Genomic DNA, 26,626 nt, shown 5'->3' on the forward strand with positions numbered 1-26,626 from the left:
TCCTACACGTCGTAGTCGACCGTGACCTCGTCGGACACGGGCAGGGCCTGGCAGGTCAGCACGAACCCTGCCTCGACCTCCTCGGGCTCGAGGGCGAAGTTGCGCCGCATGCGGACCTCGCCGACCGTCACCCGCGCGCGGCACGTGCCGCAGACCCCGCCCTTGCAGGCGAAGGGCAGGTCGGAGCGGGTGCGCTGGGCGGCGTCGAGCACCGGCTCGGTGCGCGGCAGGGTCAGCACGCTCTCGCGGCCGTTGAGCACGACGGTCACCGCGGCCCCCGTGCCGTCGTCGACGACGTCGTCCTCGGCGCGGTGCACCTCGGGCGGTGGCTCGTCGACGTAGAACAGCTCGCGGTGGATCGTCCCGCGGGGCACGTCGAAGGTGCCGATGACCTCCGTCGCCGCCTCGACCATGCCGAGCGGGCCGCACAGCCACCAGTGCGCGACCTCGCCGACCGGCACGAGCGCGCCGATCAGGGTCCGCAGCCGGTCGGCGTCGAGGCGGCCGTTGAACAGGTCCGACGCGGTGGGCTCGCGCGAGAGCACGTGCACCAGCGACAGGCGCGGACCGTAGCGGTCCTTGAGGTCGGCGAGGTCCTCGCCGAACATCACCGTGTCGCTGCGGCGGTTGCCGTAGAGCAGCGTGACCTCGGTGTCGGGGTACGCGGCGAGCACGGTCGCGGCGATCGAGAGCACCGGCGTGATGCCCGAGCCCGCGGCCACGAGGACGTGGTGCTCGCCGGGGGCGACCTCGGGGGTGAACCGGCCCTGCGGCGGCCCGACCTCGAGCTCGTCGCCGGCCGCGAGCCCGTCCACCAGCTTCGTCGAGAACAGCCCGTCGGCGACCCGGCGGACCCCGATCCGCGGCGCGGCGCCCTCCGGCGCGCAGATCGAGTACGACCGGCGCTCCTCGCCGGCCGGCGTCTCCTGGCGCAGCGTCAGGTACTGGCCGGCGCGGAAGGCGTAGTCGTCGCGGAGGTGGTCGGGGACGTCGAACGTGACCGCGACGGCGTCCTCGCAGAGCCGCTCGACGTCGGCGACGCGCAGGCGGTGGAAGCCGGGGACGGCGTCGCTGGTGGGGATCTCGGTGTCCGTGTCCTCGGTGGCAGCGGCCGTCATCAGATCTCCTTGACGTGCTCGAACGGCTCCCCGCACGACCGGCAGCGACGCAGCGCGGTGCAGGCGGTCGGGCCGAAGCGCGAGGTCTCCTCGGTGTCCACGGCGCCGCACTGCGGGCAGGCGACGACGCGCGACGGCGCGTGCAGCGTCAGCGGCACCGGCCCACTCGCCGGTCGCGGTCCGAGGCGGTCGGGCGGGGCGACGCCGGCCTCGGCGAGCTTGCGGCGGCCGTCGTCGGAGATCCAGTCGGTGGACCAGGGCGGGCTGAAGGTGGTGCGGACGTCGACCTTGTCGTAGCCCGCGTCCGTGAGCGCGCACCGCAGGTCGTGGCGCATCTCGTCGAGGGCCGGGCAGCCCGAGTAGGTCGGGGTGAGGGTGACGACAACCGTGCCGTCCGCGCCGGTCTCGACGCCGCGCAGCACGCCGAGGTCGGCGAGCGTGAGCATCGGCATCTCGGGGTCGACGACGGACTCGGCGGCCGTCCGGGCGTCCGTGAGCGCTGAGGTCACCACGTCGCCTCCGGGTGGGCGCGGGCCAGGGACTGCATCACCGCGAGCACGGGGCCCAGCGCCTCGGTGTGCACGCCGTCGCGGCCGCCGCGCCCGCCGACGAGACCCACCGCGGCGCGGTCGGGACGGGTCAGCGTCGCGGCCGGGAGGACCTGGTCGAGCACGGCCTCGACCTCCCCGCGCAGCTCGGTCGGGTCGACGGCGACGCCGGCGTCGACGAGGCGGCGCTCCACGGCGTGCGCGGTGAAGAGCTCCTCGACGAACGGCCACACGGCCTCGAGGCCCGCCTGCATCCGCGCGTGCGAGAGCGGGGTGCCGTCACCGAGGCGCAGCACCCACTGGGCCGCGTAGTCGCGGTGGTAGGTGAGTTCTTTGACGGCCTTGCCCGCGACGGCCGCGAGCACCGGGTCGCGCGAGCCGGTCAGGCGCTGCAGGAGGGCGAGCCGCCAGGAGGCGAGGACGAGGATCCAGGCGACGGTCTGCGCGAAGTCGCCGAGGTCGATCTCGACCAGGGTGACGTTGCGGAACGCGCGGTCGTCGCGGAAGTACGCGAGCACGTCCTCGTCGTCCTGCGGGCCGACGCGGAAGGGTTCGGCGGCGCCGAGGTGCCCCGCCCGGGCGAGCAGCACGCGGGCCTGGCCGAGCAGGTCGAGCGCGATGTTCGCGAGCGCGACCTCCTCCTCGAGCTCCGGGGCCTTCGTCGTCCAGCCCGCCAGGCGCTGCGACGCGACGAGCGCGTCGTCGGCGAGCATCAGGCAGTAGGTGGCCAGGTCGTCGCGGTCGACGCCCTCGGGCACCGGCGCGTCGATCTCGGCGGTGCCGGCGTCGAACCCGGTGCCGAAGGCCCAGCGGCCGTCGTCGTCGGCGCTGGCCAGGGCGTCGTAGACGTTCTCGTCGTCGGTCTCGTCGTGGCTGTGCATCAGAGGTGGGGGACGTCGTCGGGGATCTCGTAGAACGTGGGGTGGCGGTAGACCTTGTCGCCGGACGGCGCGAAGAACGGGTCCTTCTCATCGGGGCTGGACGCGGTGATCGCGTCGCCGCGCACGACCCAGATGCTCACGCCCTCGTTGCGCCGCGTGTAGAGGTTGCGCGCGTTGTGCAGCGCCATCGTGTCGTCGGGGGCGTGCAGCGACCCGACGTGCACGTGGTTGAGGCCCCGCTTGCCGCGCACGAAGACCTCGTAGAGCGGCCAGTGCGCTCGCGGCGGCGTCGAGCCGTCGAACGTCGGTTCGCCCTCGACGTGCGCGGTGGTGTCGTCGGCCATGCTCATGCCGCCGGCACCTCCTGGTGTGCCCGCTTGGCGGCGTACGCCGCGGCCGCATCGCGGACCCACTGGCCGTCCTCGTGGGCGGCGCGCCGGTTGGCCAGGCGCTGGGCGTTGCAGGGACCTGCACCCTTGACGACCTGCGCGAACTCGTCCCAGTCGATCGCCCCGAAGTCGTGCGCCTGGAGCTCGTCGTTCCACCGCAGCTCCGGGTCGGGCAACGTGACGCCCAGGGCCGCGGCCTGCGGGACGGTCATGTCGACGTAGCGCTGGCGCAGCTCGTCGTTGGTGTGGCGCTTGATCCGCCAGGCCATCGACTGCTGGGTGTTCGGGGAGTCGCCGTCGGCGGGGCCGAACATCATCAGCGACGGCCACCACCAGCGGTCCACGGCGTCCTGGACCATCGCGCGCTGCGCGTCGGTGCCGGCCATCAGCGTGCGCAGGAGCTCGAAGCCCTGGCGCTGGTGGAACGACTCCTCCTTGCAGATGCGCACCATCGCCCGGGCGTAGGGCCCGTAGCTCGAGCGGCACAGCGGGACCTGGTTGCAGATGGCGGCGCCGTCGACGAGCCAGCCGATGACGCCGATGTCGGCGAACGTCAGCGTCGGGTAGTTGAAGATCGACGAGTACTTCTGCTTGGCGTCGATGAGCTTCTCGGTGAGCTCGGCCCGGTCGACCCCGAGGGTCTCGGTGGCCGAGTAGAGGTAGAGCCCGTGGCCGGCCTCGTCCTGCACCTTCGCCAGGAGGATGGCCTTCCGGCGCAGGCTCGGGGCGCGGAGGATCCAGTTGCCCTCGGGTTGCATCCCGATGATCTCGGAGTGCGCGTGCTGGGCGATCTGCCGGATGAGCGTCTTCCGGTAGCCCTCGGGCATCCAGTCGCGCGGCTCGATCCGGCCCTCGGCGGCGACGGTGCGCTCGAAGTCCGCCTCGAGGTCGCGGGTCTCGTCCTCGGTCACCGTCATCGGCGCCCACCTCCGTACCGAATGTTCGTTCGGTTGTGATGGTGACGCATCCGGGCGGGGGTCCGCAACCGTCTCGCCCGGCTCCGGTGGGATGGGTGTCGGCGGGACCTATGCCCATGATCGCGTCGAGACCGACGGATCAGGGCGACCGGTCGGTCGGCAGCGGGGGTGGTCGACGGGGTCGAGCGGACCGAGGCTGACGGTTCGGCCCGAGCCGGGACCGGGCCCGCAGGCGAGTCGTCGGAGGGCGGGCCGGCCGACGGTGTTCGCGACCTCTGGCGTTGATCGCGTCGAGATCGACGGGTCGGGTGACTGCTGTCGGACGCGACAGGTGGGCCGGGGAAGAGACGGCGGCGACCTACGGCGTTGATCGCGTCGGGAACGACGCCTGCGGCACGCCGTGCTGGGCGTGTCCCCGCCGCGCCGCATCAGGGCGCCCGGCACCCACGATGGAGCGAGGGCGTCGTTCGCTGCTCCTGAGGGAGCGAAGGCGTCCTTCGCTGCAACGATGGAGCGAGGGCGTCGTTCGCTGCTCCTGAGGGAGCGAAGGCGTCCTTCGCTGCAACGGGGGAGGCGAGGGCTCCTGCTGCTCGGGGAGGGCGAGGGCGTCGTTCGCTGCTTCCGAGGCAGCGAAGGCGACGTTCGCTGCGGGGGAGGCGAGGGCTCCTGCTGCTCGGGGAGGCGAGGGTGTCGTTCGCTGCTTCTGAGGCAGCGAAGGTGACGTTCGCTGCAACGGGGGAGGCGAAGGGCTCCTGCTGCTCGGGGAGGCGAGGGTGTCGTTCGCTGCTTCTGAGGCAGCGAAGGTGACGTTCGCTGCAACGGGGGAGGCGAGGGCGCCTGCTGCTCGGGGAGGCGAGGGCGTCGTTCGCTGCGAGGCGGCGGGCCCAGGCTCGCGGCCGGTGTCGTTCTCGACGCGATCTTGGGCATAGCTCGTCAGGGGTGGCCAGCCCGACGAGGAACGCCGCGCCGGCCCGTGCTGCCGCGCCGGCCCGCGCCGTCCCCCGCGCCGTCCGCCGAGCCAACCTGGCGCGCCGGGTCCACGGGCGTCTGAGCCGCGGCGGCGGACGAGCCACGCAGTCTCGACGCGATCACGTGCACAGGTCGCCCGACGACGTCCTCGACGAGGATGCGCCGCATGGACGTGCTGGCGACGCTGCGGGACGGGGAGCTGACGGTGCGGCGGGCGCGGGCCGAGGACCTGCCTGCGGTGGTCGCGCTGCTCGCCGCCGACCCGGTCAGCGCCGGGCGGGGCGACGCCGTCGATGACCTCGCGCCCTACGAGACCGCGTTCGCCGAGATCGACGCCGACCCTGCCCACCTGCTCGTCTGCCTCGAGGACATCGGGGGCCGGATCGTCGGCACCCTGCAGCTCACGGTGCTGCCGAACCTCGGGCGGCGGGGGACGCGGCGGGCCCAGTTGGAGTCGGTGCACGTGGCCGTCGAGTGCCGGGGCCGGGGGTACGGCGCCGCGCTCGTCGGGTGGGCGGTGGCGGAGGCGCGGCGGCGGGGGTGCGGGCTGGTGCAGCTCACCAGCGACGTCTCACGCGGTGACGCGCACCGGTTCTACGAGCGGCTCGGCTTCACCGCGACCCACCGGGGCTACAAGATCGGGGTCAAGCAGGACCTGACGTCCCGTCGATGAGCTCGTCGAGCGTGACGTAGAGGCCCGACCCGCCGGTGCGCTCGCTGCGCTCGACCGCGGCGCGGGCGCGGGCGGCAATGCGCGAGATCTCGTCCGCCGCGACCACGCGGGTCTGCAGGACGGTGCCGTCGCCGTCGGTCAGCGTCACGGCGACGAGGCCGGTGTCGGGCTGCTCGGAGAACTCCAGCGGCACGTGACCAGCCTAGGCCCGTCGTCCGTCGCCGGCAGGCCCCTGCGCGAGCAGGCCCTCGAAGGCCATGCGGTCGACCTCGGCGACGAGCTCGTCCACCGGCACGCGCCCGGGGCGGTACCACTCGACGAGCGAGTTCACGAGCCCCGAGAGCAGGCGGGCGTCGACGGCCGGGTCGAGGCCCGCGCGCAGCTCCCCGGCGGCCGAGGCCTCGCGTACCAGCGACGCGATCGCGGCGTCGAACTCGCGGCGGCGTCCCAGGGCCCATCGCTCGGTCTCGGTGTTACCGCGCAGGCGCAGCAGCAGCGTGACGTGCGGGAGCTCGCCGACCAGCACCTCGACCTGGCGCCGCACGATGTGGCGCAGGCGGGTCAGCGGGGTGCCGGCGGTCGCGGCCGGCTCGTCGAGGATGCCGAAGAGCCCGTCGAGGGCGCGCTCCAGCGCCGCGCGCAGCAGGGCCTCCTTGCCGCGCACGTGGTGGTAGAAGGACGACTTGGTGATGCCGGCGGCGGCGGAGAGGTCCTCCATGCTCGTGGCGTCGTAGCCGCGCTCGTTGAACACCCGCGCGGCGACCTCGACGAGGCTCGAGTGGTCGTAGGCCGGCCGGGCCCGACGGGTCCCCGCGGGACGCTCGCCCTCGGGAGCGGGGGGACGGGTGCCGGTCACGCCGCGCAATCTACGTCCCGATCGCCGGCCGGCGGCGCGTCCGGCCCGGATCTCGGCGCGGCGACACGGGCGACACGGGTGACGCGGCGGCCGGCGTCGACGAGGCTGGCGTCGGACGCCGAGGACGCAGCATCCTCGTCCTGGCCGCTGGGGGCGGGTCACTGCTACCTTCGCGGCCGACCGAACGATCGTTCGCCTGCGGTGCCCGCAGCGTGTCCCCCGAGGTGGTCGATGACGACGCTCGAGACCCTCCACGACCTCGCGCCGGCGTCCGACGCGAGCAACGCGACGCGCACGATGGGCGCGCCCCTGCGTCGCGCGCTCGCGACGGCGCGGGACCGCACGGCCGTGGTGTGCGGCGAGCAGACCGTCACCTACGCCGAGCTCGCCGACCGCGTCGCGCGCCTCGGCGCCGTCCTCACCCGGCTCGGCCTGCGTCCGGGCGACCGCGTCGGCGTCCTCGGGGCGAACTGCCACCGCTACCTCGAGCTCTACCTGGGCCTGCCCAGCCACGGGCTCGTCATCGTCCCGCTCAACGTCCGGCACACCGCTGCCGAGCGGACGTACGCGCTGCGCGACGCGGGAGCGCGCGTGCTCTTCGCCGACCGTGCGCTCGACGGCCTCGACCCCGACCTGCGCGTCGTCGACACCACGACCGAGTACGAGACCCTGCTCGCCGACGCCGAGCCCGGCGCGCCGCTGCGCGAGCCCGCCGAGCACGACCTCGCCGGCATCTTCTACACCGGTGGCACCACCGGCGCGGCCAAGGGCGTCATGCTCACCCACGGCAACCTCGTCGCCAACGCGTTCCACTTCATGGCCTGCTGGCCGTTCACGCCCGACACCTCGTGGCTCGTGGTGGCGCCGATGTTCCACGCGGCCGGGACGATCGGCGCGCTGTCGACGATCTGGGCCGGCGGCACGCAGGTGATGTGCCCGGCGTTCACCCCCGACGGCGTGCTCGACCTCGTCGAGCGCCACGGCATCACGGCGACGCTCGTGGTGCCGACGATGATGGACGCGCTCGCGGTCGAGCAGACCGCGCGCCCGCGGGAGGTGTCGTCGCTGCGCTGGCTCTCGCACGGGTCGTCGCCCGCGGCGGTCGAGCTGCTGCGCCGTACCCACACCGCGTTCCCGGACGCCGAGATGCTGCACATCTACGGGCTCACCGAGACCTCGCCGATCGTCACGCTGCTGCCCGGCGAGCAGCACCTGCTCGACACCCCGCAGGCGCGCTCGTGCGGCCGGGCGGCGGTCGGGGTCGAGGTGATCGTCGTCGACCCGGCCGACCGGACGCCGCTGCCGCCGGGGCTGGTCGGCGAGGTGCTGATCCGCGGCGCCAACGTCACCGCCGGCTACTGGAACAAGCCCGACGAGACCGCTGCCGCGCTGCGCGACGGCTGGTTCGCGTCGGGTGACCTGGGGCTGCTCGACGACGGCGGGCACCTGTTCCTCGTCGACCGCGCCAAGGACATGATCGTCTCGGGCGGCGAGAACGTGTACAGCGCCGAGGTCGAGAACGCGCTGTTCGCGCACCCGTCGGTGGTCGAGGTGGCGGTGTTCGGGGTGCCGCACGAGCGCTACGGCGAGTCGGTGCACGCCGTCGTCGTCCTGCGCAGCCAGCCCGACGACCCGGACGCCTTCGTCGAGGAGCTCGTCGCCCACTGCCGGGAGACGATCGCCGGCTACAAGGTGCCGCGCAGCATCGAGACGAGGACCGAGCCGCTGCCCAAGTCGGGCGCGGGGAAGATCCTCAAGCGCGAGCTGCGGGCGGTGTTCTGGAGCGAGCGCGAGTCGCAGCTGACGTAGGACGCAGCGAACGTGCTGTTCGCGGCGTCTACGCGCGCGAACTCCCCGTTCGCGGCCCGTCAGTGCCCCGTGAACGTCGGCTTCTCCTTGGCGAGGAAGGCTTCGACGGCGTTGCGGTGGTCCTGGGTCGCGGCGAGGCGGGACTGGGCGGCGCCCTCGTGCTCGAGCACCGTCGGCAGGGACGAGACGGTGCCGAGCGCGATGGCGGCCTTGATCTCCGCGTAGGCGGCGGTCGGGCCGGTGGCGAGGCGGCGGGCCAGGGCGAGGGCCTTGTCGTCGAGCTCCTCGGCGGCGACGACCTCGCGCACGAGGCCCCAGTCGCGGGCCTGCTCGGCGGTGAAGGCGTCGCCGAGCATGAGCAGGTCGGTGGCCCGGGAGGCGCCGACGGCGTGGGCGAGCGTCGCGGAGAGGCCCGAGTCGCCGCCGAACCCGATGCCGGCGAAGGCCGTCGCGAACCGGACCCCGCTCGCGGCCAGGCGCAGGTCGCACGCGAGCGCGAAGCCCAGGCCGGCGCCGACACAGGTGCCGCCGATCGCGGCGATCGCCGGCTTCGGCATCGTCGCGAGCGCGGAGGTGATGCGGTTGTAGTGCTCGGGCACGGTGCGCATGGCGTCCGGGTCGCCCGAGCGCAGCACCTCGGCGTGCTCACCGAGGTCCTGCCCGACGCAGAACGCGGGGCCCGCGGCGGCGAGGACGACCGCGCGCACGCTCGCGTCCTGGCCGACCTCCTCGAGCGCGTCGCGCAGCGCCACCTTGAGCTCGGTGGTGAGCGCGTTGCGGCGGTCCGGGCGGTTCATCCGCACGACCGCCACCGCGGCCTGGTCGTCCCGGGTCACCTCGACCGCGTCGCTCGTCATCGACCGCACTCCCATCCTCCGGCGTCAGCTCCGATCATGCTGCCCGTCCGGCCCCGGTCGTGACAGGGGCAGGTCCGGGCCCTGGGGTCGGAATCCGACATCGCGGACACTGGGCGCGTGCTCCGACCCTCCCGCGCCACCGGCGCGCTGCTGGCGGTCCAGGTCGTCTTCCAGACCGCCCTGGCCGCCGGGGCGCCGTGGGGGCGGTTCGCCTACGGCGGCGCGCACGAGGGCCGGCTGCCCGTCGCGCTCCGCCGGACCAGCGGGGTGGCGGCGGTCGGCTACGCCGCGGGGACGCTGGCACTGGTCACCGACGCCGGCGCGCCGGCCGCCCGTCGTGCCGCACTGACGGGACTGGCGGCGTTCATGGCGGCCGGCACCGTCCTCAACGGCGTCTCCCGCTCGTCCGGCGAGCGGCTGCTGTGGGCGCCGTACTGCGCGGCGACCGCGGTGCTCGCCTGGCGCGCCCGCCCGGAGGCTCAGGGCACGCGGGCGACGAGGGTGATCACCGGCGGGCGGTAGGGCGCCATCACCGGGCGCACCGCGTCGACGGCCGCCGCCCGCAGCGCCGCGCGCTCGGCGTCGGACATCCCCTCCAGCCAGGCGGCGACGTGGGCCTGGCCGAGCCGGTAGTCGACGAGGTCCTCGGCGCGCTCGACACCGACGTCGGCGACGTGCTCGGTGACCGCGAGGACGTGCAGCCCGGCGTCCCGGGCGGCCCGGCCCGCCGCGGCGACGTCGCCGAGCTGCGGGGCCTGGACGGTCGTCAGGTGCGCGTGCCAGTCCGGCGGCACCCACCCGGCGTCGACGACGACCGCGTCGATCCGGTTCCGCACCGCGCGGTGGCTGCTCGTGGCGGCCGGCAGCGACGCCAGTACCGCCCCGCCCGGGCGCGTGACGCGGGCGAGCTCGCGCAGCGCGGCCGTCGGGTCGTCGACGTGGTTGAGCACGAACGCCGCGACGGTGTCGTCGACGCACCCGTCGCGCAGCGGCACCGCCTCCAGCGCGCCCGCGACGGCCGGCGGGCGCGCCGCGGCGTCCCAGCCGAGCATCGCCGGCGAGCGGTCCAGCGCCACCGGGTGCGCGCCCACCGCCCGCAGCGCCGCCGACGCCAGGCCCGTCCCGGCGCCGGCGTCGAGCACCCGCCGGCCCTCGAGCGGGTGCGGCGCGGCGGCCACGAGCGCCGCGGCCAGCGGCCCGTAGACCCGCGACGCGCCCGTCGCCCAGCCCGTCGCCGCCGCGGCGTACCGATCCACGCCGTCCACACCGCCCACGCCGTCCACCTCGTCCACGACCTCACCGTTCCCTCAGAGACGCCACAGAGCTGCGTCACGCCCGCCCACCAGAGTGATCACCGTGAGGCGGCCGCCCCCGATCGGCCGCCACGATCCTCGAGGAGATCGATCGATGGACTCCCGCCGCCTGCCGGTGCTCGCCGGACCGGTCCTGGCCGGACTGCTCGTCCTCGGCGGCTGCGCCGGCGCACCCGACCCGGCGCCGACGACAGCACCCGCCGCTGCACCCGCCCCCGTTGCCGCCGCAGCTCCCGCCGGCAACGCCCAGGCGCCCTGCACCGCCCGCCTGCGCCCCGGCGCGACCGGCGGGACCCCGCTGACGCTCACGCCCGAGGCGCGCGCCGAGATCGAGCGGCTGCGCGCGCAGCCGGGACCGCAGACCGGGCAGGCCCCCGACCCGGCGCTCGCGTCCCGCCTCGCCGACATCAGCGAGCGCGTCGAGCGGGCCGCCCGCCCCTGTGTCGATCGCTGACGCCGCCGACCGCTGACGCCGCCGACCGCCCCACCACGACCGGAGCGGCAGAATCCGCGACCATGACCGAGCCGTCCCCCGACCTCCTGGTCGTCGACGACGACGCCGACGTCCGCGCCTCGCTCGAGCGGGGCCTGCGGCTGTCGGGGTTCGCGGTGCGCTCCGCGGAGGACGGGCCAGGCGCGCTGCGGGCGGTGCACGAGCGGGTCCCCGACGCCGTCGTGCTCGACCTCGGGCTGCCCGGCATGGACGGGGTCGCGGTCGTGTCCGCGCTGCGGGCCATGGACCACGACGTCCCGGTGTGCGTGCTCTCCGCGCGCGACACCGTCGACGACCGCGTCGTCGGCCTCGAGGCGGGCGCCGACGACTACATGGTCAAGCCGTTCGCGCTGGCGGAGCTGGTGGCGCGCCTGCGGGCGTTGCTGCGGCGCGGGGCGCGGCCCGGGCCGGCGGCCGAGCCCGCCCTCGGCGAGGTGCTCACCGCCGGCCCGCTGCGCATCGACCTGGCGCGGCGCACGGTCGGAGTGGGCGAGCGCTCGGTGGACCTGACGAAGCGGGAGTACGAGCTGCTCGTCGTCCTCGCCCGCAACGCCGAGGTGGTGCTGACCCGCGAGCGGCTGCTCGAGATGGTCTGGGGCTACGACTTCGCGACCGACACCAACGTCGTCGACGTCTTCGTCGGCTACCTGCGCCGCAAGCTGGAGGCCGACGGCACGCCGCGGCTCGTGCACACCGTGCGCGGGGTCGGGTTCGTGCTGCGGGAGGGCGGGTGAGCGCACCGGCTCCGAGCACTCCGGCTCCCGCGACGGCCCGGCGGCGCTCGGCCTCCCTGCGCCTGCGGGTGGCGCTGGCCGCCGGGCTCGCGTCGACGGTGGTGGTCGTGCTCGTCGGCGTGCTGGCCTCGGTGCTCCTGACGCGCGAGCAGACCGAGCGCCTCGACCGCAGCCTCGTGCCCGGCTCGCCGGCGGTGCTGGGGTCGTTCGCCTCCACGCGCGCCGACCTCGCGGTGACGCTGCGGGCCCCCGACGGCACCGTGCGGCGGGTCAGCGGGCCCGAGCTGCCGCTCACCCCGCTCGGCATCCCGATCTCGGTCGACGTCGGCGGTGTCGCCTACCGCGTCCGCACCGCGCCCGGGCCGGCGCCGGGCGCGCTCGTCACCGTCGGCGCGACCGAGGACGACACCCGCGCGCGGGTGGCGGAGCGGCAGCGGCTGGTCACGGGCCTCGGCGTCGTGGCCGTCGCGCTCGCGGCCGGCCTCGGCTGGGTGTTCGCGGGCCGCGCGGTGCGGCCGCTGCGTCGCCTCACCGACCGGGCCGCGACGCTCGACGGCGCCGTGGACCCCGACGTGGCGCCGCCGACCGTGCGCGCCGACGGCTCGCGGGAGTCCGAGGAGCTCGCCGACGCCCTGAGCGCCATGCTCGCCCGGCTGCACGCCGAGCAGCAGCGCAGCACCGCCTCGCTGCACGCCGCCCGCGACTTCGCCGCGGCCGCGCGCCACGAGCTGCGCACCCCGCTGACCGCGATGCGTACCGACCTCGAGGTCCTGGCGGCCCACCCCGATCTGCCCGAGCGCGACGAGGTGCTCGCCGATGTCCTGCGCGCCCAGGCCCGCGTGGAGGCGACGCTGACCGCGCTCGGGCAGATCGCCGCCGGCGACCTGCCGGACACCGTCGGTCCGGACGGCGGCGACGCGGTCGGGGTCGCGGACCTGCTGCGCCTCGCCGCGGAGGACGCCCGGCGCGCGCACCCGGGGTTGGCGGTCGTCGCCGAGGAGCCGGCGGGCGTCGTCCACGGATCGCTCGAGGGCCTGCGGATGGCGCTGGCGAACGCCGTAGTCAACGCCGTCCGGCACGGGCGCGCGGGGACCGTGCGGCTCGGGGCCCACGCCGGGGAGGACGGCGGGGTCGTGCTCACCGTCGACGACGACGGCCGGGGGCTGCCCGCCGCCGAGCAGGAGGCGGTGCTCGGGCGCTTCGTGCGCGGCAGCACCACGGGGGCGCCCGGGTCGGGGCTGGGCCTGGCGCTCGTCGCGCAGCAGGCCGCGCGCCACGACGGGCAGGTCCGCCTGGAGGACGCGCCGGGCGGGGGGCTGCGCGTCAGCCTCGCGATCGGTCCGGGTCGAGCTGGGTGACCAGCCGCAGGTCCCAGGCCTCCGGCCACGGCACGGAGCGCCGGACCCGCTCGTAGATCCAGGTGGTGAAGCCCTCGGCCACCAGGGTGCGCGCGAGCTCGACCAGCGGGGCGAGGTCGTCGGACTCGTGCTGCTCGTGGTCGTTGCGGGCCGGGGCGTGCAGCGGTCCGCGGAAACGGCGGGCGTCGAGCCGGTAGCGCCGTGGCCCGCCCGCCCCCGGTAAGGAGCTGTCGTCGGTGTCGCTCATGTCGCCGATGGTAGCGCCTTCGACGTCATCGGCGACAAGCACGACATCGGAGAAAAGAGCGTCGACGACGTCAGAGACGTCGTTCGGGCGACAGCGGCGACATAGGGTGACCGACATGCCGCCGTCCGAACTGGTGTCGACGCCCGAGGCCGCGAAGGCGCTCGGGGTCAGCGCGCGCACGCTCCAGCGCTACGTGAGGAACGGGCAGGTCACGCCCGAGATCACGCTGCCGTCGGGGCAGTACCGGTGGAACGTCGCCAAGCTGCGCCGTCAGATCGGCATGGCCGACGAGGAGTAGGCGTCTTCACATCGCTCGTGTGAACATCACACGGGAGCGACGGTCACCGCCGTGTGCTCGCGCAGCTCGAGCAGGACGTCGTCGGCGACGCCGTCGTCGACGACGAGCGCGTCGAAGTCCGCGACCGGGCACACCTGGTGCAGCGCGCGCCGCGGCACCTTGCCCGAGTCGACGAGCAGGACGCTCGTCGCGGCCGCGTCGAGCATGGCCCGCTTGACCAGGACGACGTCCTGCTCCTGGTGGTAGGTCATCGCGCCCGTGAGCGCCGAGGTGGAGACGAACGCCGCGTCGACCGAGATCGCGGCCAGCGACGCCGTGCAGGTGATGCCGCCGAAGGAGTCGTGGGTGCGCGAGTAGTCGCCGCCCAGCGCGATCAGGTGGACCTCGGGCACCTCGCGGAGCCGCTCGAGCGCCGGCAGGTAGTTGGTGACGACGGTCAGCGGCCCGACCTCGGGCAGGAGCTCGACCAGCGCCAACGTGGTCGAGGAGTCGTCCACCATGATCGACGAGCCGGGCTCGACCATCGGCAGGGCCGCGCGCGCGATCGCCGCCTTCTCCGCGCGACGCTGGGTGCGCCGGTACTCGGAGTGGGCCTCGAACACCGAGGTCGGCTGGGCCGAGACCCCGCCGCGGTACTTCCGCACCAGGCCGCGCCGGACCAGCTCGTCGACGTCGCGGTGCACGGTCATCAGGCTCACCCCGGTGAGCTCCACCAGCTCCGCCGCGCTCGCCGAGCCGGCCGCGAGCACGTGCTCCGCGATCCGTTGCTGGCGGAGGGTTTTCCCGATCACACCACAGATGTTAACTTCACATCGCGCCCCGGCGAAGGAGTGATCCCGTGCTGCTGGAGCAGGAACGTACCGAGCTGGTGGACTACTGCCGGCGGATGCAGTCCGACGACCTGACCGTCGGCACGTCCGGCAACATCAGCGTCCGACAGGGTGACCACGTGGCGATCACGCCCAGCGGCGCCCCCTACGAGGACCTGACGCCCGCGTCGATCTCCGTGATCACGCTCGACGGCGAGCAGGTGGACGGCGACCTCGAGCCGTCGTCCGAGGTCCCGATGCACACCGCGGTGTACCGGCGCACCGACGCCGTCGCCGTGGTCCACACGCACCCGCTCTACGCCAGCACCCTCTCGGTGCTGCTCGACGAGCTCCCGCCGGTGCACTACATGATCGCGCTGCTCGGCGGGCCGGTGCGCGTGGCGCCCTACGCCACCTACGGCAGCCCCGAGCTGGCCGAGAACAGCGTGACGGCGATGGAGGGACGCTTCGGCGCCCTGCTGCAGAACCACGGGGCCACGACGTACGGCGAGAGCCTGGCCAAGGCCTACACCCGCAGCGTCTACCTGGAGTGGGTCTGCCGGATGTACCACCAGGCCCGCCTGGTCGGCGAGCCGCACGTGCTCGCCGAGGACGAGATCGCGCGCGTCGCGACGAAGCTGGACAGCTACGGCCAGTCCGTCACGTCGCGCTGACGCCGGCCCGCCGTCCGGGGCCCCGACCGAGGGAGGTCGACATGCACGTGCTGTGCGCCGGGGACGACTTCATCACGCCGACGACGTTCGTGGACGCGCTGCGTCCGGTGCTCGATCCGGACACGGCGTTCACCACGCACGCGAGCCGGTGGCCCACCGAGCCGTGGTACGCCACCTCCGAGATCGCCGAGGCGGCCGGCGACGAGGACGAGATCGCCGAGGCCGTCCGCGACGCCGACGTGCTCGTCACGCACCTCGCGCCCGTCACCACGCGGGTGCTCAGCGGCGCGGACCGGCTGCGGCTGGTCGCGACGCCGCGCGGCGGGCCGACGAACGTCGACCTCGAGGCCGCGACCAAGCAGGGCGTGGCCGTCGTCAACCTGCCCGGCCGCAACGCCCGGGCCGTCGCCGAGTTCACCGTCGGCGTCCTCATCGCGGGCCGCCGCAACATCGCGCGCAGCCACGCGCGGATGCGCGACGGCGACTGGACCGGCGACCTCTACCGCTACGACGAGGCCGGCCCCGAGCTCGCCGGGAGCACGGTCGGGCTGGTCGGTCTCGGGCAGGTCGGGTCGCGGGTCGCCGACCTGCTGCGCGCCTTCGGCGTGCACCTGCTCGCGTCGGACCCCTACGTCGACCCCGACGTCGCCGCCGAGCGGGGCGTCGAGCTGGTCGGGCTCGCCGAGCTCGTGGAGCGCAGCGACGTCGTCAGCCTCCACGCGCGACTCTCCGACGAGACGCGCGGGCTGATCGACGCGGACGTGCTCGGCCAGGTCAAGCCGGGCGCCTACCTCGTCAACACCGCCCGCGGGGAGCTGCTCGACGAGGACGCGCTGGTCGACGCGCTGCGCTCGGGGCGGCTGTCCGGCGCCGCGCTCGACGTCTATGTCACCGAACCGCCGCCTCCGGACCACCCGCTGCTGGGCCTGCCGCAGGTGCTCACCGTCTCGCACCTCGCGGGCGCGTCCACCGACGTCGCGCACCGCGCGGCCCGGCGGATGGCCGACGAGGTGCGCCGGTTCGTCGACGGCGAGCCCCTGGCGCACTGCCTGAACCCGGAGGTGCTGCGGTGATCGTCGGTGTGGACGTCGGGACGTCGATGACGAAGGCCGACGCGTACGACGAGCAGGGACGCAAGCTGGCCTCCGCCGAGCGGGCCTCCCGGCTGGAGCAGTTCCCGGACGGCCGGGTCGAGCAGGACCTCGAGGACGTGGTCGGCACGGTCGCGGACGTCGTGCGGCGGGTCGTCGCGGAGGCGGGCGACCGGGAGGTGCGCGCGCTCGCGCTCACCGGCCAGGGCGACGGCATGTGGCTGCGCGACGAGCAGGGCGCCGCGGTGCGCCCGCCGATCTCGTGGCTCGACGACCGGGGCGCCGACGTCGTGCGGGGCTGGCAGGACGACGGCACGCTCGCCGAGGTCTACCGGCGCACCGGCGCCGGCCTGTTCCCCGGGTGCCACGCGCCGCTGCTGGTCGCCCTCGAGCGCGACGAGCCGGAGGCGCTCGAGCGCGCGACCGTCGCGGGCTACTGCGTCGACGCGCTCGTCCAGCGGCTCACCGGCGTCGTCACCGTCGACGCGTCCGACGCCTCGCTGCCGTTCCTCGACGTCGTCTCGCGGCGCTACGACGACGCGGCGCTGGAGGCCTGCGGGGTCGCCCAGCACCGTGGCCTGCTGGCCGAGCCCGCGCCGTCGGGCGCGGTGTTCGCGCTCGACGAGCGCGGCGCCGACATCGTCGGGCTGCCCGTCGGCACCCCCGTCACCGGCGGGCCGTTCGACCTGCCCGCCTGCGCGGTCGGGGCCGGGCTGTCGGCACCGGGCGACGGTCTGGTGATCATCGGGACGACGCTGGCCTGCGAGGTCTTCACCGACCGCGTCGCCCCGGACGACCCGGACGACGCCGCCGGCCCCGAGCCCGCCGGGATGTGGCTGTGCACGCCGCAGGACGAGCTGTGGCTGCGGGCGATGCCGGCGATGGTCGGCACGGCCGGCCTGGACTGGCTGCTCGACTTCCTCGGCGTCGGCATCGACGCCCTGCCCGAGCTGCTCGAGGGCACCGCGCCGGGCGCCGGGGGCGTCTCGGCGCTGCCGTTCCTCGCGGCGTCGGGGGAGCGCGCCCCGTTCGTCGACACGCGCGCCCGGGGCCAGATGGAGGGCATCACGCTCTCGACGCGCCGCGGCGACGTCGTCCGCGCGGTGTGCGAGGGCATCGCCTACACCGCGAAGCACTGCTTCGAGCGCGCCGCGTCGTCGGTGGACCGGCAGGGGACGCTCGTGGCCTGTGGCGGGGGCTCGCAGTCGGGGCCGTGGGCACAGATCTTCGCCGACGTCCTCGAGCGGCCCCTCGTCGTGCCCGACGACCCCGGCCTCGGGACCCGCGGGGCCGCGATCACCGCGGCCCGCGCGCTCGGCGACGACGTCGACCCCGCGGCGTGGGCGGCGCCGTCGCGCACCGTCGAGCCGTCCGCCGACGCGCACACCTGCTACGCCGACGGCTACCTGCGCTACCGCGCGCACGTCGACACCGCGCGGAGCTTCTGGGCGCGCCAGGCCCAGGGGTTCCGGCGCGGGCCCGCGCCGGCGCGGCCCTGAGGTGCTCGGCGGGCCCGACGACCGCGCGGTGTCGGTGGGCCCCTCTAGCGTCGACCCCGTCCACCGAGAGGGGTTCGCCATGAGCAGTCGTCAGCCGGTGTCGTCGGGGCCGTTCGAGGTCGAGCCGTTCGACCTCGGGCGGCTGCTCGCCGCGGGAGCCGCCGGGGACGAGGTGGTGCGGCGCAGCGAGCGCTGGCTCGTCGGGGTCCTCGACGACGCCGACGTGGAGCTCGGCGCGGCCGACCGCGAGGTCGCCGCCCTCGTCGCGGGAGAGGGCTGGTCGGTCGCCCAGGTGGTCGGCGGGTGGGTGCGACGCGCGGCCGGCGCGCCGCCGGGCGGGGTGCGCGAGCTGGTCGCGCCCGGCGTCACGCGCGTGCGCTGACCAGCGCGAGCACGTCGCCGAGCCCGCGCTCGCGCTCCCGCTGCTCGCCGGCCAGCACGAACGCGCGCAGCCCGGCGGCGACGGCGCCCCCGTCGCGGCGCGGGTTGTCGCCGACCATGAGCGTGCGGCGCGGCGCGACGCCGAGGCGCTCGCAGGCGGTGCGGAACAGCTCCGGCGCGGGCTTCTCGCGTCCCTCCTCGCAGGAGAGCACCCAGGTGCCGACGAGGTCCTCGAGCCCCGCGGCACGCGCGTGCCCGCGGATGTCCCAGCCGATGTCGCTGACCACGCCGACCGGGACGCCGCGGCCGGCCAGGGCGCGGAGGAACGAGCCGGTGTCGGCGTAGGGCACCCACGAGTCCTCGGCGACCACCCGCTCCCGCGCCGCCTCCTCGATGCCCGCGAGCCACGGCACGCGCGCGAACCACGCCAGCATCGCCCGGCGGTGGGCCTCGACGTCGAGGTCGCGGCCCTCCTGCGCCGCGATCACCTCGGGCTCCGCGGCCGCCGCCTCGAGCTGGGCGAGCACGGCGGCCGGGTCGTCGAGCGCGCGCCCGGTGTCGGCGGCGATCCGGGCGAGCCACGTGTCGGTCGGGACCATGCGGAACAGCGTGTTGCTGAAGTCGCAGAGCACCGCTTCCAGCGGCGGCACCGGCGAGGCCCGGTCGTCGTCGCTCGGGCGGTAGGCGGCGGGGAGGTCGAACAGCGCGCGCACGGGGTCATGATCCCGGGTGGGCTCGCGTGGTTCCGACCGAAGGGGCCCGTCGCTCTCACGGGGCGGCGGGCGTCAGGCCTGCGCGGCCGGCGTGCCGTCCTCCTCGACGACGGCGGGCTCGTGGAGCGCGCGCTCGCGGCGGGCGGTGCGCACCGCGACCACGATCGCCACGACCCACAGCACCGCGAGCACCAGCAGCACGATCGTCACGACGGTGCTCGCGACGTCGATGCCGTTCAGGAACGTGCGGGCGTTGGTCAGGATGATCAGGCCGCCGGCCGCGGTGCCGAGCACGCGGGCGGGCAGCAGTCGGACGATGTAGGCCGCGAACGGGGCCGCGATCACGCCGCCGATCATCAGGGCGAGCACGACCGTGACGTCGATCTCCGCGGACGACAACGCGACGAGGAAGCCGATGCTCGCGGCCAGCGCGACGACGAACTCCGAGGTGTCGACCGACCCGACGACCTTGCGCGGCTCCAGTCGCCCGGAGGCCAGGAGGCTCGACGTCGCCACCGGACCCCAGCCGCCGCCACCGGACGCGTCGAGGAAGCCCGCGACCAGGCCGAGCGGGCCGAGGAACTTGCCGCCGGGGCGCGGCCCGGACACCACCCGCTCGGCGACCGCCCGCGAGCTGAAGCGCAGCAACACGTAGACGCCGAGCAGCAGCAGGACGAGCGCCATGTACGGCTCGGCGTTCTCGGTGAGGTTGACGAGCACGTAGGCGCCGACCATGGCACCGATCGCGCCGGGCAGCGCGAGGATGCCGACGACGCGCCAGTCGACGTTGCCGAAGCGCCAGTGCGACGCCCCGGAGGCGAGGGTGGTGCCGACCTCGGCGAGGTGCACGGAGGCGGAGGCCACGGCGGGCGCCGTCCCGGCCGCGAGAAGGACCGACGTCGACGTGACGCCGTAGGCCATGCCCAGCGAGCCGTCGACCAGCTGGGCGATCAGGCCCGCGAGGGCGAAGAGCAGGAACGTGCGCACAGGGCTTCCTCGGAGGGTGGGGCGAGCCCGAGCGCCCGTGACGCGGGCACGTCAGCGCACCCGGCCGGGGATCGGACCCGCGACCGGACGAGACGTGGACGGTCAGCGGCGGGGCGTGCGACACCCGGCCGAGGAGACGCGGAGGAGATCCACGTGCGCGCGGCGCACGAGGAGGAGACCCGCGTCGGACATGGTCCTCATGCTCACACGTCGGCGTGACGGACGACAGCGCCGAGCACCACAGCTGTGATGGCCGCCACGCCGACGGGCTGATCAGCCGGGCAGGGGGACCTGGCCGGGCTGGACCGGCTGACCCGGCTGCGCGGGCTGGGTGGGCTGCGCGGGCTGGGTCGGCTGGGCGGGCTGGCCCGGCTGCGCGGGCTGGGTCGGCTGGGCGGGCTGGGTCGGCTGCGCGGGCTGTCCCGCCGCCCCCGGCACCGTCTGCACCGTCGCCCCGGGCGCCACCTGCACCGTCGCGCCCGGCTGGACCTGCACCACGATCGGCCCGGACGCGGCGTCGCCCCGGGGTCCCCGGCCGTCACGGCCGTCGCCGCGGTCGAACCCCCGTTCCTGGGCGCTCGTCCCGGGCCCCATCGGGGGACGGTCGCGCGGCCCGTCGCCGCGGGGGCCGCCCGGCCCGCCCACGGTCGCGGCCAGCACGGCGCCGGTGAGCAGCACGCCGAGCACGAGCCCGGCGATGCCGGCCACGAGGACCGCGGTCCGCCGGGTCCAGGAGGACGGGCGGGTGGTGCGCTGCCAGCGCGTCGGGGGACCCGGCTCGCCGGCGTCGGCGGGGTGGCTCGTCGCGGTCGGCCGGGTCGCCGGGTCGTCGCCCGGGGTGCCGGCCTGCGGGGTGTCGCTCATCGTTCGCTCTCCGATCGTCGGCGGGGAGCACCGACACTGGGCACCGCGGCTGAACCGGACCTGAAGCACCCGCCCGCGCGCCGGGTCTTCAGCGACGGTTCAGGAGCGGCAGGCCACCATCGACGCCGTGGGGACCCGGGGAACGGCGGCACGCGTGCTCGTCGTCGAGGACGAGGCGGCCATCCGCGAGTCGGTGGTCGACGCGCTGAGCGACGCCGGTTTCCGTGCGCTCGGGCGCGGCGACGGGACGGGGTTCGAGGACCTGCTCGACGGCTTCCGCCCCGACCTCGTCGTCCTCGACGTCATGCTGCCCGGCCGCGACGGCTTCGCCCTGCTGCGCGTGGCGCGCGAGCGCAGCGACGCCGGCCTGGTCCTGCTCACCGCACGCGACGCGCTCGCCGACCGTCTCCACGGCCTCGACGGCGGCGCCGACGACTACGTCGTCAAGCCGTTCCTGCTGGCCGAGCTCGTGTCCCGGGTGCGCGCGGTGCTCCGCCGCCGCGGCCGGGTCCCCACGGCGCTCGCCGTCGGCGACCTCGTCGTCGACGAGGAGGCCGGCACCGCCACCCGCGCCGGCACGGTGCTCGACCTCACCGCCACCGAGCTGCGCCTGCTGCGCTACCTCGTCGAGCAGCGCGGGCGGACCGTCACCAAGAACCAGATCCTCACGCAGGTCTGGGGCTACGACGCCTACGACCCGAACCTCGTCGAGGTCCACGTGTCGGCGCTGCGGCGCAAGCTGGAGGCGCACGGGCCGCGGATCGTCCACACCGTGCGCGGGCTGGGCTACGCGCTGCGGCCCGCGCCGGGGGAGGGGACGTGACCGCGGGCCTGCGCGCCCGCTGGACCTCCGGGCGCTCGCTGCGCTTCCGCGTCACCGCGCTGGTACTGGTCGTCGTGGCGCTGGCGCTGGTGGTCATCGGGGTGGCGGTCGACCTGTCGCTCGACGCCCAGCTGCGCCGCGACCAGCAGAGCCGCCTCGACGACCGCGCCACCCGCGCCGGGCTGCTCGTCGCGGCCGGGACGACCGGGGCGCCGCTCGTCGAGGCCGTCGACGGGCAGGGCATCCGCGCGGTGCTGCTCGACGCCGCGGGTCGGCGGGTGGCGGGATCGGTCGACGGCCCGCCCGGACGACCACCGATGCGGCCGGGACGCCCCGACCGCCCGCCCCGCGACGGGGAGCTCGCCCGCACCGTCGCGGTCCCCGACGGCACCCGCCTCGTGCTCACGGTCGACCCGGCCGAGAACGACGACGTCCTGGCGCGGCTGCGCGCGGTGATGATCGGGGTCGGGGCGCTCGGGCTCGCGGCCGTGGCCCTGGCCCTGCTCGCGGTGGTGCGGGTGGCGCTGCGCCCGCTGGACGACATGACGGCGCTGGCCCGCGACATCGCCGGCGGCGAGCGGGGCCGGCGGCTGCGCCCCGAGCGCACGGACACCGAGCTCGGGCGCACCGCGGCGGCCTTCGACGACATGCTCGACGCGCTCGAGGACGCCCAGGGCCGCGCCGAGGACGCGGCCGCCGAGGCGCGCCGCTCGGAGGTGCGTACCCGCCGCTTCCTGTCCGACGCCGCCCACGAGCTGCGCACCCCCGTGACCGGCGTGCAGACCCTCGCCGAGTCGCTCGTGCGCCAGCCCGACGCGGACCTGGCGCGCCGGGAGCGGATCGCCACCACCCTGGTGCGCGAGACCCGGCGCGCCGGTGCGCTCGTCGCCGACATGCTCGAGCTCGCCCGCATCGAGGACGGCGCCCCCCTCGACCGGCGCGAGGTCGACCTCGCCGAGCTCGCCGCCGCCGAGGCCGAGCGCACCGCGCTGCTCGCCCCCGGGATGACGGTGCAGGTGGACGGGCCGCCGACCCGGGTCGACGCCGACCCCGCGCGGATCGCGCAGATCCTCGCCAACCTGCTGGAGAACGCCCGCCGGCACGGGCCCGCCGACGGCACGGTGCGCATCGAGGTGTCGCGCGACGGCGCGCAGGCGGTGGTCGACGTCGTCGACGAGGGGCCCGGCATCCCGCCGGCCGACCGCGAGCGCGTCTTCGACCGGCTCGTGCGCCTCGACGACGCCCGGTCCCGGGACGCCGGCGGCGCCGGTCTCGGCCTGCCGATCGCCCGCGCGCTCGCCCGGGCGCACGGCGGGGAGCTGCGGGTGGTCGACACCGAGCGCGGCGCGCGGCTGCGCCTGACGCTGGGTGCGCTCCGCGCAGGTGAGCAGAAAGAAGGGCTATAGCCCTCCTTTCTGCTCACCTGGCGAAGCCACCAGCACCGTCGCGTTGTCGGTGGTCCCGGCCTCGGCGGCGAGGGCCAGGACGCGCTCGGCCTGGGCCGCCGGGCCCCCGCCGGCCGCGAGGGCGGCGGCGAGCGCCGGCGCCCGCACGCTGCGGTGCACGCCGTCGCTGACCAGCAGCAGGGTGCCCGGATCGTCGACGACGGCGATGCCGACCTCGTGCGGGCGCACCGTGCGCACGCTCGTCGTCAGGACGTTCTCCAGGCGCGGGTGCACGGGCACGCCGTGGGCGCGCATCGCGGCGGCGACGGTGTGGTCGGCGGTCAGGGTGCGCAGCGAGCGCCCGTCCCACGCGAGCGCCCGGCAGTCGCCCACCCACGCGAGACGCCAGCGCGGGTCCCCGGCGCCGGGGGCGAGCGCGACGACCGCGGCGGCGTCGCCGGGCACGAGGTCGTGGGTGCTGACGAGCAGGTCGTGGGCCGCGAGGAGGGCGAGGTCGGGGCGGCCCTCGAGCACCGCGACGCGCACGGCGTGGTCGGCGACGAGGCGGGCGGCGAACCCGGCGGCCTCGGCGTCGCCCACCCCGTCGGCGACGGCGACGGCGAGGCGGCCGGTCGCGCCGCGGTGGGCGGCGGCCGCGTCGGCGTGGTGCCGGCGGGGCCCGCGCCGCTCCGCCCACGCGACGGACCCGTCGGACCGCTGGACGCCACCCGCGACGGACGCGCCGAGGTCCACGGCGGCGTCGCGCCACCCGGTGCTCAGCGGTGCGGCCTCCGGCGGTGCGGCGTCCAGGGTGTCCACGGGCCCTCCTCGCTCGGCGCCGATCCCTCGGCGTCCTCCCGACCAGCGTGGGTCGCGAGGCTGGGCGTGAGCTGTGAGGCGGGTGAGCGCGCGAGGTGGAGTCGCGGATTCCTGGCGAGATCGTGAGACAACTCTGATGGACCAGTGAAGCCCATTGCTCGTCGCTCTCCGTGTTCTATGCTCCTCGTACCCGCCGGGCGTCAGACCGAGGTCCGGGCCGGGAGCCGATCACCCCGCACCCCCCGTGACCTCGAGGATGTCCCATGTCGCAGCAGGCCCCGCCGCCCCCCGCCGGTTTCCCGCACCCGCCGATGCCGCCGGGCCCGGCCGGGATGCCCTACGGCGGCCCACCCCCCGTTCCGGGCTATGGTGGTTACCCTCCGCCACCTCCCGTGCGCAAGAGCTCGGTCGGGAAGATCCTCGGGATCGTCGTGGTCGCGATCGTCGCGCTCCTGGCGGGGCTGTTCGCGCTCCTCGTGGTGTTCGGCAACCCCTCCGTGACGGCCGACCAGGTCGAGCAGCAGATCGCCCAGCAGTACGGGGTCGAGGCCGGCCAGGTCAGCTGCCCGTCGTCGCTGGAGGGCGAGGTCGGTGCGACGATCACGTGCACCGGCACGGACGCCGGCGTCACCACCCCGCTGCTGGTGCAGGTCACCGGCGTCGAGGGTGACGTCGTGAACTTCAGCATCACCCCGCAGTGAGCGGGGCGGTCATGATGACCGCGTGACCGAGCTGTCGCCGCCGTACCCGCCGCCCCGTTGAGCGCGGCGGGGACGGCGGCGCTCGTCGTGGCGCCGGTCCTGCTCGGCGCGCTGACCCAGCGCACGACGGGGCTCGGCCTCGCGCTGGTCGGGGGCCCCTTCCTCGTGGCCGTCCTGGGCCCGCGCGACGGCGTCTCGTTCGGCAACGCGCTGCAGGTCGTGCTCTGCCTGGTCGTGCTCGCGCGCACCCGCCACGGCGTCGACGTCCGTGCGGCGACGCTGCTGCTGGTGGGCGCGGTGGTGGCGGTCCCGCTCGGGGTGGTCGTCGTCGGCGTGCTGCCGGAGGGGCCGCTGCTGGTCGTCGTCGGCGCGCTCGCCCTCGCCGCCGTGCTGCTCTCGCTGGTCCCGCGCCTGGGCAGCCGGTTGCGGGGGACGCCCGGCGCGCTCGTCGCGGGGGCGGTCGCCGGGTTCGTCAACGTCACCGCCGGCGTCGGCGGCCCCGCCATCTCGGCCTTCGCGCTGGCCCGCCGCTGGAGCACCGAGGTCCTCGTCCCGACCGCGCAGGTGGTCCTGCTCGTCATCAACCTCGTCGCGCTGCTGAGCAAGGGCCTGCCTCGCCTCGACGGCGCCGTGTGGGGCGCGGGCCTCGCCGGGATCGCGGTCGGGGTCGTGCTCGGCGGGCTCGTGCACGACCGGCTGAGGCCCGAGACGGCCCGCCGCGTCGTGATCCTGCTGGCCCTCGCCGGTGCCGTCGCGACGCTGGTCAGGGGCCTGCTGACCCTTTGAGCCCGATCCGTCGGCAGGCGAGGGATCGCTGTCCCTGGGTGGACAGGCTCGTCGCGCGGGGGCACAGTGGTGGTCGCCACCCGCGGCTTCACCCTCTCGAGGCAGGCGGTTCTCACCCCAGCCCGAGGAAGAGGTGGCTCTTTCCCATGATGGCGCCTCGTGAACGCGCCGGCCGACCGTCCGTGGTCGAGGACGTCGGTCGCGACGCCGGCATCGATCCCGGCCACGGCGGTCTGACCGTCGCCCCCACCCAGCCGCGCCCGGGTCTCGTGCTCGTGCGGGTCATCGGTGAGGTCGACATGCTGACCGCCCGGCACCTGTCCGACGTCCTGCTCGGGTCGGTCACCACGGTGGCCGACGACCGCGACGCCGCCGGCCGCGCGACCGAGCAGCCGTCGGTGGTGGCCGACCTCGAGGGCGTGACGTTCCTCGGGGCCTCCGGCCTGGACGTGCTCGCGGCCGTCCAGGGCGCGGCGGTCGCCCGCGACGTCCGCCTCGTGCTCGTCGCGACCCACCGCACGGTGCTGCACCCGATCCGGCTCACCGCCCTCGACCGCTGCCTCGCGCTCGCCGACACCGACCCGGCGCTCGGCCGCGGTGCGTCGCCCGGCGGGACCGACCGGTGACCGCCACGGTGCGCCGCGACGGCGCCGCCCGCGACGGGGCGGACCCACCGCCGCCCGAGCTCGCCGCCGCCATCCGGGCGGCGATCGGCTACCTCGGCGACCTCGTCGACCCGCCGTCCGCGGTGCTCGACGGGCGGCTCGACCGGATGCTGCGCGCGGCCGTCACCGCGCACACCCACCAGGCGCGCGGCCGGGGCGACGGCGACGGCCGGGTGGCCATGGACGAGGCGGCCGCGGCCGTGCGCACGGCGTGCGCGCACCTCGCCGCCCGCGAGCTCGAGGACGCGTACCTCGCGCTGCGCGCGGCCGCCGACCGCGTGCCGCGCCCCACCGGCTGAGGCCAGGTCACCAGGAGAACCCGTGGCCGGCGCCCTGCCGCACCAGCACGGGCTCGTCGGAGGACAGGTCCACGACCGTCGTCGGCTCGGTCCCGCACTCCCCGGAGTCGAGGACCGCGTCCAGCTGGTGCCCGAGGCGCTCGAGGATGTCCCGTCCGCTGGTCAGGGGCTCCTCGGTGTCGGGCAGCAGCAGCGTCGAGGACAGCAGCGGTTCGTCCAGCTCGGCGAGCAGGGCGTCGACCACGGGGTGCGCCGGGATGCGGACCCCCACGGTGCGCTTGCGCGGGTGCAGCAGCCGCCGCGGCACCTCCTTGGTGGCCGGGAGGATGAACGTGTAGCAGCCGGGCGTGGCCGCCTTCACCGCGCGGAACACCGGTGTCGAGATGCGCACGAACTGCCCGAGCTGGGCGAAGTCGCGGCACACGAGCGTAAAGTGGTGCCGCGCGTCGAGCCGCCGGATCGTCCGGATGCGCTCGAGGCCCTCGCGGTTGCCGACCGTGCAGCCCAGCGCGAAGCACGAGTCGGTCGGGTAGGCGATGAGCCCGCCCGCGCGCAGCAGCTCGACGGTCTGCAGGACCGACCGGCGCTGCGGGTTGCGCGGGTGCATCTCGACGTAGCGCGCCGTGGTCGTCACCGCCATCGCCGAAGAGTAGGAGCCCCGCGTGCCGGA

Annotated in this window: 33 protein-coding genes; 17 read left to right on the forward strand and 16 right to left on the reverse strand. The window is 75.7% G+C overall.

The window, feature by feature from the left end; genetic code table 11:
* Positions 1–2: 2 nt before the first annotated feature.
* From paaE to paaA, 5 genes are read right to left on the reverse strand one after another with little or no spacing between them, the layout of a single operon-like run.
* Positions 3–1,118, reverse strand: a complete 1,116-nt coding sequence (gene paaE / locus PH190_RS18320) for a 1,2-phenylacetyl-CoA epoxidase subunit PaaE (RefSeq protein ID WP_274232963.1) — start codon at positions 1,116–1,118, stop codon at positions 3–5.
* Positions 1,118–1,630: a 1,2-phenylacetyl-CoA epoxidase subunit PaaD gene (gene paaD, locus PH190_RS18325; protein WP_420791671.1), complete on the reverse strand. Its 513-nt coding sequence runs from the start codon at positions 1,628–1,630 to the stop codon at positions 1,118–1,120. The genes paaE and paaD overlap by 1 nt, the downstream gene beginning before the upstream one ends.
* Complete coding sequence (gene paaC / locus PH190_RS18330) at positions 1,624–2,547, reverse strand: 1,2-phenylacetyl-CoA epoxidase subunit PaaC (protein WP_274232965.1); 924 nt, start codon at positions 2,545–2,547, stop codon at positions 1,624–1,626. Before paaC ends, paaD begins: the two co-directional genes overlap by 7 nt.
* Complete coding sequence (paaB, locus tag PH190_RS18335; RefSeq protein WP_274232966.1) at positions 2,547–2,897, reverse strand: 1,2-phenylacetyl-CoA epoxidase subunit PaaB; 351 nt, start codon at positions 2,895–2,897, stop codon at positions 2,547–2,549. Before paaB ends, paaC begins: the two co-directional genes overlap by 1 nt.
* Positions 2,894–3,853 carry a 1,2-phenylacetyl-CoA epoxidase subunit PaaA gene (paaA, locus tag PH190_RS18340; RefSeq protein ID WP_274232967.1) on the reverse strand — a complete coding sequence of 320 codons (960 nt, stop codon included), beginning with the start codon at positions 3,851–3,853 and terminating at the stop codon, positions 2,894–2,896. Before paaA ends, paaB begins: the two co-directional genes overlap by 4 nt.
* A 1,135-nt stretch (positions 3,854–4,988) precedes the next feature.
* On the opposite strand from paaA, the gene PH190_RS18345 reads away from it, so the two are divergent.
* Positions 4,989–5,495 (forward strand): GNAT family N-acetyltransferase, encoded by a 507-nt coding sequence (locus PH190_RS18345; RefSeq protein WP_274232968.1) that lies wholly within the window; start codon positions 4,989–4,991, stop codon positions 5,493–5,495.
* On the opposite strand, the gene PH190_RS18350 is transcribed toward PH190_RS18345, so the two are convergent.
* Both PH190_RS18350 and PH190_RS18355 read right to left on the reverse strand, forming a co-directional pair.
* Positions 5,467–5,688, reverse strand: coding sequence for a hypothetical protein (locus tag PH190_RS18350; protein ID WP_274232969.1), 222 nt, complete (start codon positions 5,686–5,688; stop codon positions 5,467–5,469). The two genes, PH190_RS18345 and PH190_RS18350, sit on opposite strands and share 29 nt — an antisense overlap.
* A gap of 9 nt (positions 5,689–5,697) precedes the next feature.
* Positions 5,698–6,351 (reverse strand): TetR/AcrR family transcriptional regulator, encoded by a 654-nt coding sequence (locus tag PH190_RS18355; RefSeq protein ID WP_274232970.1) that lies wholly within the window; start codon positions 6,349–6,351, stop codon positions 5,698–5,700.
* 231 nt (positions 6,352–6,582) lie between these two features.
* Here PH190_RS18355 and PH190_RS18360 point away from each other — a divergent pair, with 231 nt between their 5' ends.
* A complete protein-coding gene (locus tag PH190_RS18360) occupies positions 6,583–8,160 on the forward strand; it encodes a class I adenylate-forming enzyme family protein (RefSeq protein WP_274232971.1) in 1,578 nt (525 codons plus the stop codon).
* A 59-nt stretch (positions 8,161–8,219) separates the two neighbouring features.
* Here the strand turns inward: PH190_RS18360 and PH190_RS18365 are convergent, their stop codons facing one another.
* A complete protein-coding gene (locus tag PH190_RS18365; RefSeq protein ID WP_274232972.1) occupies positions 8,220–9,017 on the reverse strand; it encodes an enoyl-CoA hydratase/isomerase family protein in 798 nt (265 codons plus the stop codon).
* Positions 9,018–9,134: 117 nt separating this feature from the next.
* Between PH190_RS18365 and PH190_RS18370 the strand changes: the two genes are divergently transcribed.
* Positions 9,135–9,539, forward strand: a complete 405-nt coding sequence (locus PH190_RS18370; RefSeq protein WP_274232973.1) for a hypothetical protein — start codon at positions 9,135–9,137, stop codon at positions 9,537–9,539.
* On the opposite strand, the gene PH190_RS18375 is transcribed toward PH190_RS18370, so the two are convergent.
* Positions 9,497–10,309 carry a class I SAM-dependent methyltransferase gene (locus PH190_RS18375; protein ID WP_274232974.1) on the reverse strand — a complete coding sequence of 271 codons (813 nt, stop codon included), beginning with the start codon at positions 10,307–10,309 and terminating at the stop codon, positions 9,497–9,499. The genes PH190_RS18370 and PH190_RS18375 overlap by 43 nt on opposite strands.
* Before the next feature lie 115 nt (positions 10,310–10,424).
* Here PH190_RS18375 and PH190_RS18380 point away from each other — a divergent pair, with 115 nt between their 5' ends.
* The 3 genes from PH190_RS18380 (at position 10,425) to PH190_RS18390 (ending at position 12,915) form a co-directional block, all read left to right on the forward strand.
* Positions 10,425–10,784: a hypothetical protein gene (locus PH190_RS18380; RefSeq protein ID WP_274232975.1), complete on the forward strand. Its 360-nt coding sequence runs from the start codon at positions 10,425–10,427 to the stop codon at positions 10,782–10,784.
* A 62-nt stretch (positions 10,785–10,846) separates the two neighbouring features.
* On the forward strand, positions 10,847–11,557 hold the full coding sequence (locus PH190_RS18385) for a response regulator transcription factor (RefSeq protein WP_274232976.1): 711 nt from the start codon (positions 10,847–10,849) through the stop codon (positions 11,555–11,557).
* Entirely contained in the window at positions 11,554–12,915 is a 1,362-nt protein-coding gene (locus PH190_RS18390) for a sensor histidine kinase (RefSeq protein ID WP_274232977.1), read from the forward strand. Before PH190_RS18385 ends, PH190_RS18390 begins: the two co-directional genes overlap by 4 nt.
* On the opposite strand, the gene PH190_RS18395 is transcribed toward PH190_RS18390, so the two are convergent.
* Entirely contained in the window at positions 12,881–13,162 is a 282-nt protein-coding gene (locus PH190_RS18395; RefSeq protein ID WP_274232978.1) for a hypothetical protein, read from the reverse strand. The genes PH190_RS18390 and PH190_RS18395 overlap by 35 nt on opposite strands.
* A 115-nt stretch (positions 13,163–13,277) precedes the next feature.
* Here PH190_RS18395 and PH190_RS18400 point away from each other — a divergent pair, with 115 nt between their 5' ends.
* Complete coding sequence (locus tag PH190_RS18400) at positions 13,278–13,460, forward strand: MerR family DNA-binding transcriptional regulator (protein WP_274232979.1); 183 nt, start codon at positions 13,278–13,280, stop codon at positions 13,458–13,460.
* Positions 13,461–13,486: 26 nt separating this feature from the next.
* On the opposite strand, the gene PH190_RS18405 is transcribed toward PH190_RS18400, so the two are convergent.
* A complete protein-coding gene (locus PH190_RS18405; protein WP_274232980.1) occupies positions 13,487–14,251 on the reverse strand; it encodes a DeoR/GlpR family DNA-binding transcription regulator in 765 nt (254 codons plus the stop codon).
* A 47-nt stretch (positions 14,252–14,298) separates the two neighbouring features.
* Between PH190_RS18405 and PH190_RS18410 the strand changes: the two genes are divergently transcribed.
* The 4 genes from PH190_RS18410 (at position 14,299) to PH190_RS18425 (ending at position 17,915) form a co-directional block, all read left to right on the forward strand.
* On the forward strand, positions 14,299–14,943 hold the full coding sequence (locus PH190_RS18410; RefSeq protein ID WP_274232981.1) for a class II aldolase/adducin family protein: 645 nt from the start codon (positions 14,299–14,301) through the stop codon (positions 14,941–14,943).
* A 41-nt stretch (positions 14,944–14,984) separates the two neighbouring features.
* Positions 14,985–16,016, forward strand: coding sequence for a 2-hydroxyacid dehydrogenase (locus PH190_RS18415; RefSeq protein ID WP_274232982.1), 1,032 nt, complete (start codon positions 14,985–14,987; stop codon positions 16,014–16,016).
* Positions 16,013–17,533: an FGGY-family carbohydrate kinase gene (locus PH190_RS18420; RefSeq protein WP_274232983.1), complete on the forward strand. Its 1,521-nt coding sequence runs from the start codon at positions 16,013–16,015 to the stop codon at positions 17,531–17,533. The genes PH190_RS18415 and PH190_RS18420 overlap by 4 nt, the downstream gene beginning before the upstream one ends.
* Positions 17,534–17,612: 79 nt before the next feature.
* Positions 17,613–17,915 (forward strand): hypothetical protein, encoded by a 303-nt coding sequence (locus tag PH190_RS18425; protein WP_274232984.1) that lies wholly within the window; start codon positions 17,613–17,615, stop codon positions 17,913–17,915.
* Here the strand turns inward: PH190_RS18425 and PH190_RS18430 are convergent.
* The 3 genes from PH190_RS18430 to PH190_RS18440 all read right to left on the reverse strand — a co-directional run bounded on the left by PH190_RS18430 (position 17,899) and on the right by PH190_RS18440 (position 20,478).
* On the reverse strand, positions 17,899–18,627 hold the full coding sequence (locus PH190_RS18430; protein ID WP_274232985.1) for an HAD family hydrolase: 729 nt from the start codon (positions 18,625–18,627) through the stop codon (positions 17,899–17,901). The two genes, PH190_RS18425 and PH190_RS18430, sit on opposite strands and share 17 nt — an antisense overlap.
* A gap of 72 nt (positions 18,628–18,699) precedes the next feature.
* Positions 18,700–19,614: a sulfite exporter TauE/SafE family protein gene (locus PH190_RS18435; protein ID WP_274232986.1), complete on the reverse strand. Its 915-nt coding sequence runs from the start codon at positions 19,612–19,614 to the stop codon at positions 18,700–18,702.
* Positions 19,615–19,887: 273 nt separating this feature from the next.
* Positions 19,888–20,478 carry a hypothetical protein gene (locus PH190_RS18440; protein WP_274232987.1) on the reverse strand — a complete coding sequence of 197 codons (591 nt, stop codon included), beginning with the start codon at positions 20,476–20,478 and terminating at the stop codon, positions 19,888–19,890.
* A gap of 127 nt (positions 20,479–20,605) precedes the next feature.
* On the opposite strand from PH190_RS18440, the gene PH190_RS18445 reads away from it, so the two are divergent.
* Both PH190_RS18445 and PH190_RS18450 read left to right on the forward strand, forming a co-directional pair.
* A complete protein-coding gene (locus tag PH190_RS18445; RefSeq protein WP_274232988.1) occupies positions 20,606–21,301 on the forward strand; it encodes a response regulator transcription factor in 696 nt (231 codons plus the stop codon).
* Positions 21,298–22,707 carry an ATP-binding protein gene (locus tag PH190_RS18450; RefSeq protein WP_274232989.1) on the forward strand — a complete coding sequence of 470 codons (1,410 nt, stop codon included), beginning with the start codon at positions 21,298–21,300 and terminating at the stop codon, positions 22,705–22,707. The genes PH190_RS18445 and PH190_RS18450 overlap by 4 nt, the downstream gene beginning before the upstream one ends.
* On the opposite strand, the gene PH190_RS18455 is transcribed toward PH190_RS18450, so the two are convergent.
* The gene (locus tag PH190_RS18455) at positions 22,702–23,505 is read right to left on the reverse strand and encodes a PP2C family protein-serine/threonine phosphatase (RefSeq protein WP_274232990.1); all 804 of its coding nucleotides are present in this window, start codon (positions 23,503–23,505) and stop codon (positions 22,702–22,704) included. The genes PH190_RS18450 and PH190_RS18455 overlap by 6 nt on opposite strands.
* A gap of 392 nt (positions 23,506–23,897) precedes the next feature.
* Here PH190_RS18455 and PH190_RS18460 point away from each other — a divergent pair, with 392 nt between their 5' ends.
* From PH190_RS18460 to PH190_RS18475, 4 genes are all read left to right on the forward strand, one after another.
* Complete coding sequence (locus PH190_RS18460; protein WP_274232991.1) at positions 23,898–24,206, forward strand: DUF4333 domain-containing protein; 309 nt, start codon at positions 23,898–23,900, stop codon at positions 24,204–24,206.
* Between the two features lie 57 nt (positions 24,207–24,263).
* Positions 24,264–24,992, forward strand: a complete 729-nt coding sequence (locus PH190_RS18465) for a TSUP family transporter (RefSeq protein WP_274232992.1) — start codon at positions 24,264–24,266, stop codon at positions 24,990–24,992.
* Positions 24,993–25,174: 182 nt separating this feature from the next.
* The gene (locus PH190_RS18470) at positions 25,175–25,618 is read left to right on the forward strand and encodes an STAS domain-containing protein (RefSeq protein ID WP_274232993.1); all 444 of its coding nucleotides are present in this window, start codon (positions 25,175–25,177) and stop codon (positions 25,616–25,618) included.
* Positions 25,615–25,956: a hypothetical protein gene (locus PH190_RS18475; protein WP_274232994.1), complete on the forward strand. Its 342-nt coding sequence runs from the start codon at positions 25,615–25,617 to the stop codon at positions 25,954–25,956. Before PH190_RS18470 ends, PH190_RS18475 begins: the two co-directional genes overlap by 4 nt.
* A gap of 7 nt (positions 25,957–25,963) precedes the next feature.
* Here PH190_RS18475 and PH190_RS18480 read toward each other — a convergent pair whose 3' ends face one another.
* Entirely contained in the window at positions 25,964–26,596 is a 633-nt protein-coding gene (locus PH190_RS18480) for an L-threonylcarbamoyladenylate synthase (RefSeq protein ID WP_274232995.1), read from the reverse strand.
* Positions 26,597–26,626: the final 30 nt, after the last annotated feature.

The organism is Actinomycetospora straminea, assembly GCF_028737255.1.
Lineage (GTDB): Bacteria > Actinomycetota > Actinomycetes > Mycobacteriales > Pseudonocardiaceae > Actinomycetospora > Actinomycetospora straminea.